Raw genomic sequence first — 2,956 nt, forward strand, 5'->3', positions numbered from 1 at the left:
GGCGAGAGCGAGAGGTAGAGGCTCCCGAGGGTGGCGACGCCGAGGGCGAGGCTGGACTGCTGGCCGGTGGCCAGGACGCCGCTGCCGACCTGTGCCGAGGTCCGCCGGGGCGTGGCGGAGGAGGTCGTCCGGCCGGCCGCCCCGGCGTCCGTGTCCTTCCCGGTCCTGCCCGCCGTCGGCGTGCTGCACCCGCGGGCCGAACCGCTGCTGCGCGAGCGCGTCCTCACCGCCGTGGACTGCCTCCAGCGGATCGTCCGGGCGTACCCCGCGAGCCCGGCCCTGCAGGACTTCCTGGAGGTGCCGCCGGTGCTGCACCGCTGGATCGTGCGCCACCCGCGCCCGGAGTCGCTGACCGTGGACTTCTGCCGGCTGGACCTGTTCGGCGACCGGCTGGGCACCGCCCGGGTCCTGGAGTTCAACGCCAGCAGCCCCGGCAGCGTGATCGGCGCCGGCGTCCTCGCCCGGCTCTGGCGCCGGACGGCCGGGGTCGGCGCGCTGCTCGACGAGTGGCGGGTGCCGCCCGGCCGCTTCGAGGAGGCGGACTGGTTCACCGCCTGGTTGGTCGCCCACGGCCGGGCCCACGGCCTGACGGAGGAGCAGACCCGGCACGTCGGGATCTTCCACACCACGGGCCGGAACCCCGACCGGCACCTGATCGCCGAGCAGGTCCGGCGCGGCGGCCGGACGACGGTCCAGCGCGTGCCGTCCGACTACTCCCCCGGGGACGGCATCCGGCTGGGCTACCTCAAGCACGTCCCGGCCGACCCGCGCCCGGTCCGCGGCTGGGACCGGTTCTGCGCGGCGGTGACCGACGGCGAGCTGGTCGTCCCCAACGTCCTCGCCCAGCGCTGGGTCGCGGAGAACAAGCTCTGCCTGGCCGTCCTGTCCGACCCCCGCTTCGCGCACCTCTTCCCGCCCGCCGCCCGCGCGGCCCTGCGGAGCATCGTGCCCTGGAGCCGCAAGCTCGGCGACGGCATCACCGTCGAGCAGGCGGTCGCCGAGCGGCCCCGGCTGGTCCTCAAGGCGCCCTACGGGTACTTCGGCAGCAGCGTGCGGATCGGCCGTGAGCACGGCCCGGAGGAATGGGCCGGGCTCGTGAGGGCCCCGCGCCACCGGGGCTGGCTGGTCCAGGAACGCGTCGCCCCCGCCACCGTCGGCGCCCTCACCCGGGACCTGTGCGTCGCCGTCCTGGACGGCACCGTCCTCGGATACGTCAGCCGGGCCAACCGGAGCAGCCTCGTCAACCTCGCCCGGGGCGGCGGGCTGCAGACCGTCCTCAGCTCGCGGCCCGCGCCCTGACCCGGCCCCGCTCGCGGCCCTCTTCTGGCCGTCGCCGGGCGTCGGTAGAGTGGGGACGCGAAGTACCGGCGTCCCGGCGCCCGGCCGCAGGACGCCCGGCGGAGCACGCGATCCGCCCACCTTGCCCGTGCGAACCCCGTGGCAGCCCCAGCTCACCGAACCGGAGGCACTGTGCCCAGCTCGGACGACGAACTCTGCACCTCCGCACGCGAGATCCTCCGCTCCACCCGCTACCTGACCCTCGGTACCGCCTCGCCGCAGGCCGTCCCCTGGGTGTCCGCCCTGGCCCACGCCTGGGACGACGAGGACCGGTTCTACTGGATCTCGGGGCTGGACACCCTGCACTCGCGGAACATCGCGGCCAACCCGGTGGTCTCGCTGACGGTCTACGACTCCAACCCGGCGGGCGGGGGCGGCGACGCCCTGTACGCGCTCGCCCGGGCCGAGGTCCTGGAGGGCGCGGACCTGGTCGAGGGCTGCGAGCTGTACTACCGGCGGCGCTACCCGGACGAGACGGCGCGGGCCCGGCGCGCCCGCCCGCCGCAGGACTTCACCGGGGACTCCCCGGTCCGGATCTACCGGGCGCAGGTCACCGCCTACTCGATGCTCTCCCCCGCCGGCCACCCGGTGCACGGCGACGAGGTCAACTACCGCGTCACCATCCCGTTCAGCACCAAGCAGCTCGCCGACTGAGGCCAGGAACGGCGGGACCCCGGCCGACGGCCGGGGTCCCCGGGTGCACCGACCGGGCGGGTTCGAGCTCAGCCCAGCACTCCCCCGGAGATCCGGAAGGCGTTCGCGGCGATGGTCAGGGCCGGGTTGACCGCCGCCGAGGAGCAGAACACCGAGGCGTCCGCCACCCAGAGGTTGTCGTGCTCGTGGGTGCGCCCGGCCGGGTCGACCACGCTGGTGGCCGGGTCGGTCCCCATCACCGCCGTGCCGCACTGGTGGGAGTTGGTCTCGATGCCCATCCGCCGGGTGAACACCAGCGGGTACCCGGCCGCGCGCAGCGAGCGGGTGGTGCGGCGGACCAGCTCCCGGTGGGCGCCGAGGTTGTTGGGCCGCCAGTGCACGGTGATCCGCCCGGCCGCGTCCAGGACGACCCGGTTGTCCGGGGTCGGCAGGTCCTCGCTGGTCAGGTAGAGGTCGAGGCTGCGGCGGGTGACGAACCGCCGCAGCGCGGCGGGCACGTTCGGGCGGGCCGCGCGCACCATGGGCTCCTGGAGCTTGCCCAGCATCTGGACGTTGCCCAGCGGGGGGCGGCCGTTCTTGGCGAGGTACCAGTCGTTCAGGCCCAGGGTCTTCTGGAAGACCGCCCGGTTGCGGCGGGCGGGGTCGGCGGCGACCAGGAAGGTGCTGTTGTGCACCATGTAGTTGCGCCCGACCCGGCCCGACCCGTTGGCGAGGCCCGAACGCAGCAGCAGCGCGGCGGTGTTGACGGCGCCGCAGGCGACGACGAAGCGCTCGGCCCGGATCGTCAGCTCCTTGCCGTCCCGGGTCGCCACGGCGTGGGTCACCCGCTTGCCGGTGGCGTCGGTGTGCAGCCGGCCGACCAGGGTGCGGAACCTCGGCGCCGCCAACCTCGCCCAGTTCCTGCTGGCCGCGGCCTGGGTGCCGATGTGGTTCTTCCTCAACCTCTACCTCCAGCAGGTGCTCC

3 protein-coding genes are annotated in these 2,956 nt (G+C 74.8%); 2 read left to right on the forward strand and 1 reads right to left on the reverse strand.

Going from position 1 to position 2,956, the window contains the following annotated elements; genetic code table 11:
- The first annotated feature begins 30 nt into the window (after window positions 1-30).
- Together ABZW03_RS39265 and ABZW03_RS39270 are read left to right on the forward strand one after the other, a co-directional pair.
- Entirely contained in the window at window positions 31-1,299 is a 1,269-nt protein-coding gene (locus ABZW03_RS39265; RefSeq protein ID WP_355269432.1) for a hypothetical protein, read from the forward strand.
- Window positions 1,300-1,470: 171 nt separating this feature from the next.
- Window positions 1,471-1,992, forward strand: a complete 522-nt coding sequence (locus ABZW03_RS39270; protein WP_355269434.1) for a pyridoxamine 5'-phosphate oxidase family protein — start codon at window positions 1,471-1,473, stop codon at window positions 1,990-1,992.
- 68 nt (window positions 1,993-2,060) lie between these two features.
- Here ABZW03_RS39270 and ABZW03_RS39275 read toward each other — a convergent pair whose 3' ends face one another.
- Complete coding sequence (locus ABZW03_RS39275) at window positions 2,061-2,816, reverse strand: GMC family oxidoreductase (protein ID WP_355269436.1); 756 nt, start codon at window positions 2,814-2,816, stop codon at window positions 2,061-2,063.
- Between the last annotated feature and the right edge of the window lie 140 nt (window positions 2,817-2,956).

This window comes from Kitasatospora sp. NPDC004799 (assembly GCF_040609095.1).
In the GTDB taxonomy this organism is placed as follows: Bacteria; Actinomycetota; Actinomycetes; order Streptomycetales; family Streptomycetaceae; genus Kitasatospora.